General features: G+C 65.4%; 13 protein-coding genes and 1 tRNA gene. 7 read left to right on the top strand and 7 right to left on the bottom strand.

Annotation, left to right across the window (positions count from 1 at the left end):
* Positions 1-9 precede the first annotated feature (9 nt).
* The 3 genes from AC06FE_RS14865 to AC06FE_RS14855 all read left to right on the top strand — a co-directional run bounded on the left by AC06FE_RS14865 (position 10) and on the right by AC06FE_RS14855 (position 1,215).
* Positions 10-435, top strand: a complete 426-nt coding sequence (locus AC06FE_RS14865; RefSeq protein ID WP_478073479.1) for a YeeE/YedE family protein — start codon at positions 10-12, stop codon at positions 433-435.
* Positions 432-890: a DUF6691 family protein gene (locus tag AC06FE_RS14860; protein ID WP_478073478.1), complete on the top strand. Its 459-nt coding sequence runs from the start codon at positions 432-434 to the stop codon at positions 888-890. The genes AC06FE_RS14865 and AC06FE_RS14860 overlap by 4 nt, the downstream gene beginning before the upstream one ends.
* Before the next feature lie 249 nt (positions 891-1,139).
* Positions 1,140-1,215: transfer RNA gene (locus AC06FE_RS14855), tRNA-Ile, on the top strand.
* Positions 1,216-1,597: 382 nt separating this feature from the next.
* Here AC06FE_RS14855 and AC06FE_RS14850 read toward each other — a convergent pair.
* The gene (locus tag AC06FE_RS14850) at positions 1,598-2,332 is read right to left on the bottom strand and encodes a response regulator transcription factor (RefSeq protein ID WP_478073477.1); all 735 of its coding nucleotides are present in this window, start codon (positions 2,330-2,332) and stop codon (positions 1,598-1,600) included.
* 584 nt (positions 2,333-2,916) lie between these two features.
* Positions 2,917-5,904 (bottom strand): TonB-dependent receptor, encoded by a 2,988-nt coding sequence (locus AC06FE_RS14845; protein WP_478073476.1) that lies wholly within the window; start codon positions 5,902-5,904, stop codon positions 2,917-2,919.
* Positions 5,905-6,409: 505 nt separating this feature from the next.
* Here AC06FE_RS14845 and AC06FE_RS14840 point away from each other — a divergent pair.
* Together AC06FE_RS14840 and AC06FE_RS14835 are read left to right on the top strand one after the other, a co-directional pair.
* Positions 6,410-7,159 (top strand): response regulator transcription factor, encoded by a 750-nt coding sequence (locus AC06FE_RS14840; protein WP_478073475.1) that lies wholly within the window; start codon positions 6,410-6,412, stop codon positions 7,157-7,159.
* A gap of 89 nt (positions 7,160-7,248) precedes the next feature.
* Entirely contained in the window at positions 7,249-8,667 is a 1,419-nt protein-coding gene (locus tag AC06FE_RS14835) for a sensor histidine kinase (protein WP_478073474.1), read from the top strand.
* A 13-nt stretch (positions 8,668-8,680) separates the two neighbouring features.
* Here AC06FE_RS14835 and AC06FE_RS14830 read toward each other — a convergent pair whose 3' ends face one another.
* From AC06FE_RS14830 to AC06FE_RS14815, 4 genes are all read right to left on the bottom strand, one after another.
* Positions 8,681-9,046 carry a hypothetical protein gene (locus tag AC06FE_RS14830; protein ID WP_478073473.1) on the bottom strand — a complete coding sequence of 122 codons (366 nt, stop codon included), beginning with the start codon at positions 9,044-9,046 and terminating at the stop codon, positions 8,681-8,683.
* A 302-nt stretch (positions 9,047-9,348) separates the two neighbouring features.
* Entirely contained in the window at positions 9,349-9,645 is a 297-nt protein-coding gene (locus AC06FE_RS14825; protein ID WP_446539854.1) for a hypothetical protein, read from the bottom strand.
* A gap of 14 nt (positions 9,646-9,659) precedes the next feature.
* Positions 9,660-10,301, bottom strand: a complete 642-nt coding sequence (locus tag AC06FE_RS14820; RefSeq protein ID WP_446539855.1) for a CDGSH iron-sulfur domain-containing protein — start codon at positions 10,299-10,301, stop codon at positions 9,660-9,662.
* Between the two features lie 169 nt (positions 10,302-10,470).
* On the bottom strand, positions 10,471-11,313 hold the full coding sequence (locus AC06FE_RS14815) for a class I SAM-dependent methyltransferase (protein ID WP_478073472.1): 843 nt from the start codon (positions 11,311-11,313) through the stop codon (positions 10,471-10,473).
* Between the two features lie 329 nt (positions 11,314-11,642).
* Between AC06FE_RS14815 and AC06FE_RS14810 the strand changes: the two genes are divergently transcribed.
* Positions 11,643-13,142, top strand: a complete 1,500-nt coding sequence (locus AC06FE_RS14810) for a SulP family inorganic anion transporter (RefSeq protein ID WP_478073471.1) — start codon at positions 11,643-11,645, stop codon at positions 13,140-13,142.
* 48 nt (positions 13,143-13,190) lie between these two features.
* On the opposite strand, the gene AC06FE_RS14805 is transcribed toward AC06FE_RS14810, so the two are convergent.
* The gene (locus tag AC06FE_RS14805; protein WP_192287805.1) at positions 13,191-14,939 is read right to left on the bottom strand and encodes an acyl-CoA dehydrogenase family protein; all 1,749 of its coding nucleotides are present in this window, start codon (positions 14,937-14,939) and stop codon (positions 13,191-13,193) included.
* A gap of 192 nt (positions 14,940-15,131) precedes the next feature.
* Between AC06FE_RS14805 and AC06FE_RS14800 the strand changes: the two genes are divergently transcribed.
* Positions 15,132-16,085 carry a hypothetical protein gene (locus AC06FE_RS14800; RefSeq protein ID WP_478073470.1) on the top strand — a complete coding sequence of 318 codons (954 nt, stop codon included), beginning with the start codon at positions 15,132-15,134 and terminating at the stop codon, positions 16,083-16,085.
* Positions 16,086-16,163 lie beyond the last annotated feature (78 nt).

Raw genomic sequence — 16,163 nt, 5'->3', positions numbered from 1 at the left:
GAAATGACGATGGTGCAGTTCACGCCGGTATCGGCCGTGGTGGGAGGCAGCCTGATCGGTACCGCCGCAGTGCTGCTGCTATGGCTGAACGGCCGCATCGCGGGGGTCAGCGGGATCCTCGGCCATGCCCTGAGTGGCCCCGAGCGTAGCGGACGGTTGCTGTTCCTGCTGGGTCTGGTACTGGGTGGTGGCGTCCATCTGCTGCTCGGCGGCAGCGTGCCGCAGGTGCGCGAGGGCATGCCTGCCGGGTTGCTGCTGTTGGCCGGGCTGCTGGTGGGCTACGGCACCACGCTGGGCAATGGCTGCACCAGTGGCCACGGCGTGAGCGGCCTTGCACGGCTGTCGCCGCGTTCGCTGGTGGCGACGCTGACCTTCCTGTGGTTCGCCATCGTCAGTACCTGGGTGCTGCGTTACGGCATGGGAGTGGCGGCATGAGCAGGGCATCCTGGGCCGGGGCATCCGCATTGGCGTCGGGCACGCTCTTTGGCCTGGGCCTGGCCATCGCGGGCATGACCGATCCACGCAAGGTGCTGGCCTTCCTGGACGTGGTCTGCGGCTGGGACCCCAGCCTGCTGCTGGTGCTGGGCACGGCGGTTCTGGTCACCCTCCCGGGCTATCGCTGGGCAAGGCGTCAAAAGGCGCCGCTGCTGGCCGATCGCTTTCATCTGCCGGCCGCCAGTGCCATCGACACACCGCTGGTGCTGGGCGCGGCGATGTTCGGCATCGGCTGGGGCATTGCCGGCTACTGCCCGGGGCCGGCCATCGTCGGGCTGGCCTTCGGCAATCCCGAACTGCAGCTGTTCCTGCCCGCCATGCTGCTGGGCATCGCGCTGGCGCGCTGGCAGAGGGCGTTGCAGCAGCGACGGCTGCTGACGCAAGGGCAGGGCTGAGTGGATTGCGGGCAGGCATGCCGGACCTGCATGTAGGGCCGCATCCTGCGGGAATGCCACCGCGCTGCAGCTGCCGGGACATCGCCGCACCTGTCGCGTAGGCGCATGTCAGTCGAGTATGCAAAAATGCGCAGCCATGCATCACGAGGCAATGCCTCGCTCGCAGCGGTCCTTTCCCGGCGCAACGGCCGTGGGGAGCGACGCAAGGCGATACTTCCCGTCATCGCGGGACAGGGTGATGCCTGCCACGGGCCTATAGCTCAACGGTTAGAGCAGAGGACTCATAATCCTTTGGTTCCAGGTTCGAATCCTGGTGGGCCCACCATGGCGACTTCAACGTCGCCTGCCGCGAGCTGCGCTGATTGCATGGGCTGGGCTTTGGTGCGTTGATGCTTCCGCTGTGCAGTCCAGTACGAAATGCTGAGGCTGCATCCTCCCCGATCTCGTCAGAGTTCTGAAACCGACGAAGTGGGCCGGCTGCGTTGCTGGGAGATCCGGGGCACATCTGGTGCTGGCAGTGCGGTGACATTGCCGTGAATCGAAGTCCCGGACCTGGGGCCCCGGTTTCCGGCCATTCACATGACGCGCAGGTCTTGCTGGCCGCGGGAACAGGAAAGTTGGAGCTGTGTCGAAGGGCACGGCCCATCCTGCCGCTTGAGTCAGTGGTGTCCCACGGAAGCCCGGGTGCGGGGCGATGCTCGCCGACGTCAATCGTGCTGTGACATCGCATAACCAATGTTGCGCAGCGTTTTAACAGGCAGGTGTTCACCTGCCAGATCGAACACCTTCTTGCGCAGCCGGTGCATGACGACTTCAAGGCGGTGGGGATCAAAGCCCTTCATGTCGGCAGTGAGGGATTCGATCAGGACTTCGCGTCGCACGGGTTTCCCCTGCGATGACCAGAGGTGCCGGACGATGATTCGTTCGGCGGAGTTGAGCCAGATCCTGACCCCCTTGGGGGAAAGCATGTGCCATGAAATGTGGTCGAGATGCCACTCCATCTCCGGATTCCGAGCACCGGCGTGTTGTTCGTCAACAACGTTGATGTGCGAGTCGAGCCGGCCGTGTCGAATGATGGAACTGTGCAGCGTCGCGATCAGGCTTGTGGCATCGATGCTCTTGGGCAGATAGGCATCGGCGCCATTCTCCAGTCCCAGGAGCAGCTCATCCAGAGAGTAGTGATCGGCCATCATGATGATCGGGTACTTCGCCACGCCCTTGAGGTGCTTGAGTGCACTGAAGCCACTTTCATCCGGGAGACTGACATCCATGAGTACCAGGGAAGGTTCGTTCACGAGCAACTCGCGATACATCTCGCGGATGTTGGTCGCGCGCAGGACCTTGAAGCCAGCGTCGTTGAGGCGGGGAGCCAGGACTTCTTCGCGGAACGCAATGTCGTCTTCGACGATCAGAACTTCCTTGACCTGTGTGCGGTTGGACATGTGATCGACTCAGTCAGTGGGTTCGCGCGAAATGAACCAGAGGCCGCGAGCACGGAGGCAAGTCTTGGCGCCTTTCGAGCTTACAACATGAAATTCTTCCCAATATCTCATTAAGTGTCAGCGTTTGATTGCAGGCTGCCGTGGAATCCACGCACTGCCCATGAACGGCGACGAGATGAATGCTCATGCAGCATTTCTGTCGCGACGCGCACTGCGACAACCTGTTTCATCGCCGAAAGTACATAAGGATGATGCTGCCATGGGGTTTGAATCATTGCCTGAGGCTCGGTGCCTGAAAGGTAGGCACGCACTCGTACACGCGTTGTCCTTCTGACTGGTTCGTTGCACCTGACACCGTATGTGGGGATGGCCTGCGCGATCTGTATGACCTGCAGGGCATGACTGGGGTGGATGCGTATCCGATCACCAGGTGTCGTGTTGTGCCAGCACCCAAGGAGGGGTGAGAGAAGGCTGCGCTGGGGATGCCATCGGCGCGGGTACATGCGTGGTGCAACAGAGTCACTCATGTGGGGTAAGAAGCAGAAGGGGGCGCTTGCGCGCCCCCTTCCTTTTGCAGCGGTGGATCAGAAGTCGTACGTCACGCCAAGGCGCACACTACGCGGGGCCTGCCAGGACAGAACCTGACGGTAAGTGCCCGGGCTGTAGTCCGGATCCAGGCGGGTAGCCTTCTGTTCGTTGAACACGTTCAGCACGTCGACGGAGAAGGCCAGCTTGCCGTCGGCGAAGGAGGGACGGTACTCGGCATTGAGGTTGAGGTTCTTGATCCAGGGCGTTTCACCGGCGTCGCCCATCTTGGCCGGCTTGCCACCACACCAGTGGTAGTAGTTGCCCGCGTAGGCCGGATAGGTTTCATCCGGACCATAGGCACCCTGGCAGGAGTTGGGCGTGCCGCTCATGATCTGCAGCGTGCTGCTGACGCTCCATTCCGGGTTGATCTGCCACATGCCCATTGCCTTGAGCTGGTGGGTCCGATCGTTCGGAAGGCGACCACTGCCATATTCCATCAGGTACGGGTAATCCCAGTCCTGCGTGGCCGAGATGTCGCCCTGGCCGATGTCGGACTTCACCTGGCCTTCCGTGTTGCCGCGGCTGTGGGCAAAGGTGTAGGTCACGCGCCCCCACAGCTTGCCGTCGAACGGGTGCTCGATGTAGGCATCCAACGCCATGTAGGTACGCTTCACGGCCGGATAGCCGAGGTCTGCGTTGGTGAGGGTCAGCTCGCTGTAGCCGCCCTTGCCATCGGGCAGGTTGAACACCGCGGTATCGCCGGGGTTGAAGAAGTAGCAGCCGCGCAGGCCAGTGGTATCGATGCCTTGGGCAGCAGCCACTTCCTCGAACTTCTCGATGTAGCAGGTGTCGTCGATGGCGTTGTTCAGCTTGCGGTACGTCAGCTTGGCACCGTAGTTCCAGCTCTCGTTGAAGACCTTGTCGAAGCCAACGATGAACTCATCCTGGGACTGCGCCTTGAGGTTCTTCGCGGTGACCGTCTTCGGATCCGGGGATTGGCCGTACTCGCGGTTGGCCGAGTAGGGCACGCCGGGGCCGTTGATGGTGTCGATCGGGGTCAGGCCGGTCGGGTTACCGTTCGCATCGATGCCCGTGTAGGTGTAGTACTCGTTGGTATAGATCGAGCCCGCGGCACCACGTGCGGCCAGCGAGGTCGGCAGCGCGAGGTAGTAGCGTCCGGCATTGCCGTACACCTTGAACGTACCATCGCCATTGACGTCCCAGGCGAAGCCCAGTCGCGGCGCCCACTGCGGCTTGGTCTGCTTGATGTAGGCCTGGCCTTCCGGGTTGTAGTTGATGAACTGGTCATTGCGCAGACCCAGCTTCACCAGCCAGCGGTCGTTGACCTGCCAGTTGTCCTCGATGTACTGGGCACGCTGCGTGACCTTGACCGAGGCAAGGGTTTCCTGGATGTACTTGGAAACGAAGTAGCCACCTTCACCGCCCGGATACTTGCCGGGCGCGTCGACTTCACCTTCGCTGATGTCGGTCATCGGATTGGCCTTGCGGCCGTACAGCCAATAGAACCCGGCATCCGGTGCCATGATGGTGCTGTCATTGCGGTCTTCGGTCCGCTGGTTGTCAATACCGGCAGTGATGGCGTGATCGCCAAGATGGTAGGTGACGTCCAGGCGATAGTTCGCGCCGAAGGTCTGATGCTTGGGGTCGGAGAGCTGCGCCAGCTTGTTGGCATTGGTGATCGGAACGCCGCCGTTCAAGGCCGGGTTCTGGTTCGCGCTGCCACCGACCGGGATCAGGTTGGAGTACTTGTTGTCCGGATTGGACTTCAGGTCCGTCGTCTGCTCGCCATATTGGGCACTGACGGTCAGGTTGTCAGTCAGGTAGCCGGTGTACTTGCCGATCCACATCAATGCCTTGGTGTCGGTTGCAGTCGCCTTGCCGAGGTAGTCACCGCGGCGGAAGGTGCCGTAGTCGTACTGGTAGTTGTTGGCGGAGAACTTGTGCTCCGTTGACGCTGCGGTGAGCTCCATCACGTGGTCGTTGGTGATGTTCCAGTCGACCTTGGCGTACCACTTCGGGTCCTTGAACGTGCGCTCGGAGATCTGGGAGGACGAGGACTTCGTGCCTACCAGCGAATCCTCGGAGCGGGCGCCTTCCACCGACGCGAAGACATACAGTTTGTCCTGGATGATCGGGCCACCGACATAGGCACTCTGCACCGTCGACCAGCCCACGTTGTCCTCGCGGTACTGGTACAGGTCCTTGCTGCCCACGTCGCCCGGAAGTGCGTCGGAGTAGTACGTGTTGCGCGGCGCGCCCTTGCCCCATTCGGGGGTCCACTGCAGCTGGCCGCCGAATTTCCATTCATTCGTACCGCGCTTACCGATCTGGCTGATCACGCCGCCCGTGGTGCGGCCGTAGGCAGCGCCGTAGCCGCCGGTCAGCACTTCCTGCTGCTCGATCGAGCCGTAGGGCAGTTCGATGCCACCGAAGCCCTTCAGCGGGTCGGTAACGTTCATGCCGTTGATGTAGTAAGCGTTCTCCGAGATGGAGGCACCGCCGAACGATGACAGGCGCTGGCCGTTCGAGGCGTTCACGAAGTCGCTGGAACCCTGGATGACGCCCGGAGCCAACTGCGCGATGGCGTCGGCGCTGCGCGCGATGGGCAGCTTGGCCAACTGCTCGGCAGTGATGACCATGCGTGAGTCGACCTGGGTCACGTCGATAGGCTGCATGCGCGAACCCACCACTTCGATGGCGGCCAGCGTCGTGGCGTCGAACGAAGCGTCCGTGGTGGAGGACACGGCAACGGTGATGTTGCGGGTGCCGACGGTTGCGCCGTCCTTGACCTGTTTCACGGTGTAGCTGCCCACCGGCAGGCTGCCAACGTTGTAGCGACCGTTGGCATCGACCACCACGGTGCGCGAGAGGCCCGTGGTGCTTTCGATAACGATCGTGCTTCCAGCATCCGCCGAACCGCTGATGGCGCCGGAGGTGGACTGCGCGTTTGCACCGAAGCTCATCACCGCGCCCATCAGGGCAACGGCAAGAGCGGAACGGGTCAGTACTTTAACTGTCTTCATTAGGGTTCTCTCTCTCCTACTCAAGAATGCGCTTCGCCCGGAAATGACCGAGAAACGGCTGAATCGTTACAGATGCACCTAAGTTGAACGAAGCTACCGGACTGTAATGGAGGATTCAGTTTTGGTCATCGAAATGCGGAGTGAAATAAACTACAAATATGAATACGCAAAAATGAAATATTGAAGAGAGTTTTTGAAATTATACGAGGCGTGGGCACGTCGCCGGTTACGATCATCTCCGTTGATCGTCTGTCGGAAATTTGGGGTGAAGGGCGCAGTTGACTGCAGGATGTGCGCGGAATTTCGCATTCAGGCTCTTTCCCGGCAGTCGGCCCCGAGGCGGGAAACGCGGAGAGAGAAAGCCTGACGCACAGGCGCAGATCGTTGGATTCCGGGCAGGTGTGTGAAGCTCAAGCCAGCGAAGCCAGCTTGATCATGGGCACGACGAGCAACGAAGCTGCTGCCGGGGGAAGGCACTGCCTCGTTCGGGGCTGTTGGAAGAAGAATGCTTGCGGCTCAGGCGCAGCCATTCGCACGGTTGCAGCAAAGGGAAGATATGCAGCGGGAAACGAACGGCTGGTCGGTGATGGTGCTGGAGGATGAGGAGGAGCTGCGCGGGAAGATCCTCCTTCCAGGACTGGAGCGGGAAGGGTTCGAGGTCGAGGGCGTGGGCAGTGCGCTGGCCTTGTACCGGGCACTGAGTCTGCGCTCCTACGATGTGTTCGTCGTGGATGTCGGCCTTCCCGATGAGAGTGGCTTCGCGGTGGTGCAGCACCTGCGCAGGCTGGGCAATGCCGCCATCATCATGCTGACCGGGCGAGGCGGTGCCGATGACCACGTCCACGGGTTGGAGCAGGGTGCCGACGCCTATCTTTCCAAGCCGGTCGGCGTGGATGTGCTTGCCGCGACGATACGCAGCGTCATGCGGCGCGGCGCCTCCACCGTGGCAATGCCGGCGCCGGATGCAGCGGGATGGCGCTTGACCGCACAGGGCTGGCGCATCGCCACGCCTGCCGGTGACGATGTGGCCCTGTCCCGGGCCGAGCGGCTGTTCCTGGCGTTGCTGGCGGAGGCGGGGGGCGGGGTGGTGTCGCGGGAAGCGGTCATCGGGCACCTGAGCCAGGATGAAGACGATTTCGACCTGCACCGGCTGGAGATGCTGATCCATCGCCTCCGCCGCAAGGTGCTCGCCGGCACCGGCTGCGAGCTGCCGCTGACCACGGTGCGCGGCATCGGTTACCTGTTGCTGCTGTAACCCCGGGGCAGCCGATATGATGGCCCCGGGGGAGCAGGGGCTGGCCGCTTGGGCAGCCGACAGATCGGTATTCCGGGGAGAGCAGGCAGGTGGAAGACAAGATCGTGGCGGTGCCTGGGAGCGTATTGGCCCGGGGCCTGCAGCGGTGGCGGTCGATGCTGCATTGGGTGCGGGACGTGCCGGTCGCCGATCCGGTGGACCGGCGCAATGCGCCGATGCTCCAGTTGGTTTCCTTCCTGCTGGCGGTGCTCCCGACGGCCGCCTGGTGCTACCGGGCGTTGCTGGTGGATATCCCGTGGCGGCCGGGCGAAGTCACCGGCATGGTGTTCGGCCTGTCGGTCAGCGCCATCTCCGCGCTGAGCCTGGTGCTGGTGCGCAAGGGGAAGTTCAGGGCAGCCTCCCATGCGTTGCTGGCGGTGTTCGCCGCGACCGTGATTCCCGCCTACCTGGTTGCCGGCTTCGGCGGGCAGCGGTTCGAGCAGCCGGTGCTGGCCATCTGGATGGCGATCGCGGCACTGGCCGTGGGGCGCATGGCGTTGTGGTTGATGTTCCTCTGCATCGCCGCGGCCTTCGGGCTGGGAATCGCCGTGGACATCGACACGCAGGGCCAGGCGGTCGAGCTTCTCGGCGATGCCGCCTTCAGCACCGCCATCTTCCTGATGATTGCCGTGGTGCTGGACCGCAGCTCGGTCGCGCTGCGCGAGAGCCTGCGCGAGGCACGGGCACGTGGTGATGCGCTGGACGTGGCCAACCGGCGCTTGACCGAGGAAATGGCCGAACGTGAGCGCACGTTCGCGCAGCTGGTCCAGGCGCAGAAGATGGAAGCCGTGGGCCGGCTCGCCAGCGGCGTCGCGCATGACTTCGGCAACGTCCTGGCGGTGGCGGGCGGGTACGTGCGCAGCGGGCTGCGTGCCGGCGATGCGGCGCACATGCGGGAATCACTGGTGGGCGTTGATTCGGCGGTGAACCGGGCCAACCTGCTCACACGCCGGTTGCTGTCGCTTGCCCGCGCCGAAGACGGCGTGGAGGAGTGGTTCGACCCGGGCGAGGCGTTGAAGGCGCTGGTGCCGATGATCCGGCAGTTGATGGGCCCGGACGTGAAGGTTGATGTCGTCCTTGGCGCGGACCTGCCGGCGCTGTTCTTCGACCGGATGCAGTTCGACCTGATGGTGCTGAACGTGGCCGCGAACGCGGACCATGCCATGCCCGGTGGCGGTCGCTTCTTGCTGCGGGCACGCCGGGATGGCGACCGGCTGGTGCTGGACCTTGCCGACACCGGGGCGGGCATGGCGGGTGACGTGCTGGCACATGCCTTCGAGCCGTTCTTCACCACCAAGCCGCGTGGACAGGGAAGCGGACTGGGTCTGTCGGTCGTGCGCGACCTGGTCCAGCGGACCGGGGGCAGCGTGAACGCGGAAAGCCAGGCGGGTGTGGGAACGACGATTTCCCTGTGCTTCGCCGACGCGCTGGCGGAGCTGGCCGAGGCGGAGGCGGAAAGCGGGCGCTGACGCGGCCGCCGGCCTAGGAAATGTAGGCGATGAGTCGCTTGCCCACGGCCGCGACCATGCTCGAGAGCAGGTCCACGTCCACCGGCTGTTCCAGGTCCAGTGCGCGCGCGAGAGAAGGGGGCGGCATGCGCAGCGACCTGGCCAGCGCCTCGTGGCTCATCCGGTTCTTCACCAGCTCGTTGTGCACCAGCACCTTGAGTGATTCGCTGGCCGAGAGATGGATGTTGACGCCATTGCTGGGCTTGCTCCGCGGCAACGGGACGGGAGCGCCGGCCTGGAATTTCCTGCGTATCTCCGTCCTCAGCGCCACGCCGAGGCTCCGTTCCAGATGGCTCGCATTGGCCGAGTAGATCTCGGGCCAGTCCGTCAGGTGCATCACGGGATGGGTCGAGCTTCCCTCGGATCTCACGGAATATACGAACATATGCGTATGTCTGAGGTGGCAACCGGCGTGGTTGCGCAAGCCTCGCAAGGCAGGATGATTGTGATCTGGTGCCTAAATCTATTGATCGGAATTGCGCTTTGCACGCACGCACTTTCACCTGCCCGGTGAGTAATGGTGAGTGGGCGGGGATTTCGGGATGGACTGACCGGACGATGCATGAAGCCGCTTATGTGCGCGCTGCATGCCGCAAGCGTCGGTGCCGTCGTCGCGGTGCGGTGCGACGCGACGGCGGGACGTCAGTCCGCCGTGTCCGGATCGATCTCCAGCACCGCACCGAGCCGTTCGGCCAGCGCCTGGAGCGCATCGATGACCCGTTCGGTGGCGCTGTCACTGGCGACCTCGACCCGGATCAGGTGATTGCCCGGGCCCTGGTTGTCGCTCAGGCCGGCGGAGCTGCTGTCCTGGTCGGTGACGTCGGGAAGCAGGTCGGCGGCGTCCTCGGCCCATGCCACGTCGTCCATGCCCTTGAGCATGTCCAGCATGGCTTGGGCAACGCCTTCATCGGCAGTGAGTCGTAGCTGCAGTGCACGCATGCGGGAACTCCCGTCTACTCGCCGTCCGCGGTGAAGCCGACCTTGCGATGCGAGCCATCGCAGAACGGCTTGTTGGCGGAATGGCCGCAGCGACACAGCCAGGTTTCGGTGACGCGGTCGAGGGTGCGGCCGGTGCCGCTGACCACTTCCAGGTTGCCGACGACATGCAGCGGACCGTCGCGGGTTGGCATGACCTGCAGCAGGCCGTCGCGCTGGGCCAGGGCTTCGGACTTCCGTTCCGCCGGCTCGCCGGTGGCGGTGAAGCCGCAGTCGACGTGGCGGTGGTCGCAGAAGGGCTTGTTCTCCGACGCACCGCAGCGGCATAGCGTGGCGCGCATGCCCTCATCCTGGCCGGCGATGCGCAGCGGTGCATTGAAGGCCAACGGGCCGTTCTCGCGCACGTGCACCAGGTTGACCACGGGCGCCGGTTCGGCATGGCTGCCGTCATTGAATTCGTAGCGGATGGCACCGGAAGGGCAGTTGCGGGCGATCAGTTCCACTTCCTCGGCGCTGACCGCATCGGGGTGGATCCATTCCCCCGCCACGTTGGGCACGAAGACATCGGGGTGGCTGAGCACGCAGTTGCGGGAGTGGATGCACCGGCTGCCGTCGAAATGGAGGGTGACGGTGGTGCCGCGAACGGTTTCGGTTGCCATGGGCTGCCTCCGCTTCGGAGCGCCCAGTGTCGCGCGCCGGATGTGAAACACCCGTGGGTAGGCGCGTCCCCGCTCGCGGAACGGACGCGGTTTGCATGCGCGACGATGCGCGCCACTGCATGTGCGCATTCAGGCAGCCCGGCATCGCGGCCGGGACTGCTCCTGCGGCTCAGCGGCGGATCGCGAACACGCCGTCCAGCGCCAGTTCGGCCTTGAAGCCGGCTTTCTGCAGGCGCGTGGCCACTTCGCGCGGAACGTCACGGCCGCTGGTGAGCTTGTTCGGTGCGCCGGTGTAGTGGAACAGCCGCCCGCCGGTGCGCAGCACGCGCGCGAGCTGGTCGTAGAACACCTGCGAGTACAGCTCGCCGGCGATGCCGAAGCGTGGTGGGTCGTGCAGGATGGCATCGAACGAGGCGTCGCCAAGCGTGGCGACCTGCTGCGAGACATCGCCGTGCACCAGTTGCAGGCGCCCACCGGCCAGGGGACTGTCCGGGTCGGGCGACCATGGGTTCAGGGTGCGCATCCACAGCACTTCCGGGCTCTTCTCGAACGAGTGGATGGCGGCCACGCCGTCGTCCAGGCAGCAGGCGGCGAAGTAACCCATGCCGCCACAGGTATCGAGCACGCGCTTGCCGCGCGGTTCGACCAGCGCCACCTTGCGGCGCGCATCGTCCATCGGCGAGAGCTGGGCGCTGACCAGCATCTTGATGCCGTCGATCTCGAAGGTGGGCACGCCCCAGTCGGTGGGCACCAGCTTGTACAGGCCGCTGCCGAAACGCGAAGCCGGGCTGAATTCCTCGCCGTCCCAGTAGTAGAGCGTGCGGTCCTTGAGCTTGGCCGGCCAGGGGAAGGCCTGGCCGCGCCATTGCCAGCCGTCGGGAGAGAGGCCCACCGGGTCCTGGCTGCGGCCCAGGTCGAACGAGGCGGTCGCTTCGCTGGCCCCTTTCTTCAGTGCGGTCTGCAGCTGGTCGAGCAGCGGGCGGGTGAGCAGGGGGCCGGTGTAGTGGGGCATTGGGGTGAGGCGTGGTGCGAGGGAGGGAATGCTACCGCAGGGGGCAATGGGGGGGCTCGGGTTGGCGTGAACGGCACCCCTCCCCAGCCCTCCCCTTCGCTGCGCGAAAGGGAGGGAGTGGCCCTGCGTGATCGGCCAGAGTGCGGGCAACTCGCTTCCGCCCCCTCCCTTTCGCGCAGCGAAGGGGAGGGCTGGGGAGGGGTGATTTCGGATGTGCACGGTCTGCCGGGAACTCACCGCGACCCACGATGGTTGATGGCAGCAGGCATAATTCGCGGCCTGTTCCCCCTGGATCCCGCCGCCTCTGCCATGCAGGGCGGCTTGCCCGCATGTCCTTCCTGTCTACCGAACTGGCGCAATGGCGCGCCCATCCCCTGCGTGAAATGCTGGCCGGTGCCGTGGCCACCTTCGCGCTGATCCCCGAGGTCATCGCCTTCTCGTTCGTGGCCGGTGTGGACCCGCAGGTGGGCCTGTTCGCCTCGTTCGTGCTGAGCATCGTGATCGCCGTGTTCGGCGGCCGGCCGGCGATGATCACCGCCGCGGCCGGCTCGGTGGCGCTGGTGGCCGCACCGCTGGTGAGTGCGCATGGCCTGCCGTATTTGTTCGCCGCCGGTCTCCTGGCCGGTGTGATGCAGGTGCTGTTCGGGGTGTTGCGGCTGGGCGTGCTGATGCGCTTTGTCAGCAGCTCGGTGCGTACCGGCTTCGTCAATGCACTGGCGATCCTGATCTTCTCCGCGCAGCTGCCGCAGTTGCAGGGCGCCACCACCGCGACCTGGGCGATGCTGGCGCTGGGCCTGCTGGTGATCTACGGGCTGCCGCGGCTGCCGTTGCCCGGTGTGCGCGCGATTCCCTCGCCGCTGATCTGCATCGTGGTGCTCAGTGGGCTGTCGGCGTGGTTGAAGCTGGACCTGCCGACGGTGGCGGACCTTGGCCGGTTGCCCGAATCGCTGCCGCACTGGATGGGATTGCCGCAGTTGCCGCTGGACCTGCAGACGCTGCGGATCATCGCCATGCCGGCGCTGGCGATCGCCATGGTCGGACTGTTGGAATCAATGATGACCGCGCGTGTGGTCGATGAGCTGACCGACACGCCCAGTTCCAAGAACCGCGAATGCACTGGCCTGGGTATCGCCAACATTGCCACCAGCCTGTTCGGCGGCATCGCCGGCTGCGGCATGATCGGGCAGACCGTGGGCAACGTGAAGTATGGCGGTCGTGGCCGGCTGTCCACGCTGTTTGCCGGCGTGTTCCTGCTGGTGCTGATGGTGCTGCTCAAGCCATGGGTGGCGCAGGTGCCGGTGATCGCGCTGGTGGCGATCATGGTGATGGTCAGCGTGTCCACCTTCGACTGGTCCAGCCTGGGCGCGTTGCTGCGCCACCCGCGCCTGTCCGGCGTGGTGATGCTGGCGACGGTGGTGGTGACGCTGGGCACGCACAACCTGGCCGCGGGCGTCGGCGTTGGGGTGCTGCTGAGCGGCGTGTTCTTCGCGCTGAAGGTGGCGCGACTGCTGCACGTGGAAGTGGGCGACGCCGCCGATGGTGGCCTGCGCTACACGGTGCGTGGGCAGGTGTTCTTCGCCTCGGCCGACGCGTTCATCGATGCGTTCGATCCGCGTGCCGCGCAGGGGCGCACGGTGGTGATCGACCTGTCGCGCGCGCAGCTGTGGGACATCACCGCCGTGGCGGCACTGGAGAAAGTGGTGAGCCGCTATCGCCACCACGGCGTGAAGCCACGCGTGCACGGCCTGGACCGCCAGGGACGGATGTTGTTGCGGCGGATGCTGCGCGAAGGAGCAGTGGCGCTGGAGGATGCACCGGCAGGGCGCTGACCGGCGAACATCGCAGGAGCGGCCAAGGCCGCTCCTGCGGGCGTGGGTTTACATCACGTCCCACGCATAGCCGCCGCGCTCCAGCACCGAGGCGGCCAGGGATTCGATGATCTCGTCCTCGTTGCGTTCCAGACCACGGATGTTGCGGGCCATGCGACGGCGCGCCTGGCGGGCGAACAGGCGGGCGATCCGGACCGCATCATCCGCCGCCGGGTGCTTTGCCTGGATCAGGCTTTCCACGCGTGACAGCACGCACAGGCCGACGAACAGGTCGATGGCGACATCGGCCACTCGCTTCTGCGCATGCTGCTGGTCGGCGATCTGCTTGCCGTGCTTGCGCAGCAGGCGGTCGGAGGCCTTGGACAGTTCCACCGCGTACTTTTCGCACAGGCGCGCCAACGGGCGCAGCGCATCGTCCAGCGGTGCGCGGATGCGCCCGGTGCCGTAGCCGGTGGCCTCGCGCACGCGCCGCCCGGCGTAGTCGCCGAGCACGCCGAAGCCCTTGATCGGGTCATTGAAGATGCCGCCCACCGCGCTTTGCAGCTCGGCCAGCGTCGCGCCCACGCCCTTCAGGCCATTGAGCGCCACGTACAGGCGCAGGATCTCGTTGGTGCCTTCGAAGATGGACAGGATGCGCGTGTCGCGGGTCATCTGTTCGTACGGCAGCTCGCGCATGAAGCCGTTGCCGGCGGCGATCTGCAATGCCTCGTAGCAGCAGCGCTGCACGGCCTCGCTGGCGAACACCTTGCTCATCGCCGCTTCCACCGAGTAGTCGGTGCGGCCGCTGTCGATCAGGTGCGCCACCATCCACACCGTGCTTTCGGCGGCGAAGCAGTCGGCGGTCATCTGCGCGATCTTCTCGCGCACCAGTCCGAACTCGGCGATGGGCTGGCCGAACTGCCTGCGTTCGCTGGCCTGCGCACAGGCCATGCGGATCAGCGCCCGCATGCCGCCCACCGCGCCACCGCCCAGGCCGGTGCGGCCGCTGTTGAGGATGTTCATCGCCACCTTGAAGCCCTTGCCGACCGGGCCCAGCACGTTGGCGGCCGGTACGCGCACCTCGTTGAAGGCGACGGTGGTGGTGGATGAGGCACGGATGCCCATCTTGTCCTCGTGCGGGCCGTGGCTGACGCCCTCCCACCCGGCCTCGACGATGAACGCGGTGACCTTGCCTTCGGGCGTGTCGGTACGCGCGAACACCGTGTAGAAATCGGCGATGCCGCCGTTGGTGATCCAGATCTTTTCGCCGTTGAGCGTCCAGGTGCCGTCGTCGTTGCGGGTGGCCTTGGTGCGGATGGCCGCCGCGTCGGAGCCGGCGCCGGATTCGGTCAGGCAGAACGCGGCGATCATCTCGCCGCTGGCCAGCTTCGGCAGGTAGCGCTGCTTCTGTTCATCGTTGCCGAACAGCAGCAGGCCCTTCATGCCGATCGAGCTGTGTGCGCCGACGGTGAGCGAAACCGAGCTGTCATGGCTGCTGGTCTGGCCCAGCACGCGTGCATAGGCGCCATTGGACAGCTCCATGCCGCCATATTCCTCGGGAATGATCAGCCCGAACAGGCCCATGTCGCGCAGGGCCTGGATGAACGCTGGCGGTTGTTCGGCATCGCGGTCGTACTGGCGCAGCTCGGCGGTCTTCTCCCCCAGGAACTGGTCGATGGCATCGGTCATCGCGCCGAGCATCTCGCGGTCACGTTCGCGAATCTGCGGATAGGGGAACAGCGTGTCCTCGGCGATATGGCCGAAGAACAGCTGCTTGGCGATGCTTTCATCCAGGTTCGGCGATGCTGCGGTAGTCACGGAACAACTCCTTGGAAGGACAGGCAACGAACGATGGCTGGCTGAATGAACGCTCAGCCCATTGCCATAGGTTCACACATTCGCCCGGCACAATCATGGAACTCGCCGTGCCACGCCCGGTCTGTGCTTGCCACGGCCCCGCGATGGCGGGCCGGTCGTCGTCCCGCGGATTCACCCCCTTGATGGAGATGCATGCGTTATCAGGCCTCGCCCGAGCCATTGTGGAACCGCGTTGCGGCGGTCGCGGTTGCGTTGGCTTTCCTCTCCACGCTGGCGCGGCTGTTGCTGCAGATGCCCGAAGCCACGCCGGTACGGCGCGAGACGCGGATTCAGCTGCGCTGGCTGGCCGCGGAAGGGACCTTGCCCGCGCCGCTGATCGTGGCCCCCGTGCCTGCACGGAGCGCCGCGCCCGTCGTGGTTGCCCGCACCGGGCCGGCCGAGCGGCCGGTCGCGGTGACCGCGCCGGCTACGCCCACCCCTGCGCCCGTCGCGACCGCGGCCATCCCGGCCGCCAGCTGGTCGCAGCGGCTGTATGGAAAGGACGGCACGCTGGCCATGCCGGAGGCGTCGACGGCCCGGCAGAAGAGTGCGACCGAGCAGGTGTTCGAGCACCGCGACGCGCTGGCCAGCGGCGTGGGCGAGCGGCCGCTGGAAGGGGCGGTGGCGAAGATGTTCGAGGACAGCAAGAAGCCCGGGGAGTCCCCGTACGCGATGGCCGCGCGCGTGGTGCATGGGCGCGACGTGCAGCCGGCGCAGGCCCGTCGCCCGCCGCCGGTGGCCTTCAACCCCAACCTGCATGAGCAGAAGGCCGACCTGGGCAGCGAAGCCACCGGCGACGCCTACAAGGCAGCGCCGATCCGCTTCGAGAAGGCGCCCGACCTGAAGGGCGAAGCGAGTCGTCGCATCCGCGTCGCGGTGGGTGATCTGGAACGGCGCTACCCGCGCTGCAGTGCCGAGCAGCGCACGCGCTGGATGGCGCCGGTGCTGGCGCACCTGGATGCGCTGCAGCGGGTGGAGTACCGCTTCAACAACGGTGCCGATCCGGTGGAGGCCGAACACAGCCTGCCGAGCGCCGCTGACAGCGCCTATGACATGGCAAGGCGTGCGCTCTGGGACGCCGAGCGGCGGATGAAGACCTGCAGCTGAGTCGTCCCTGTCCCCTGCAGTGGCTGCGGAAGGGCAAGGGTGGGCAAGGCGCGGACATGCCGAACACATGTCCACGGC

It is taken from the genome of Stenotrophomonas sp. Steno-C18 (assembly GCF_056393195.1).
Note: the sequence above shows the minus strand (reverse complement) of the source record. Positions and strands in the feature narration are given on the sequence as shown.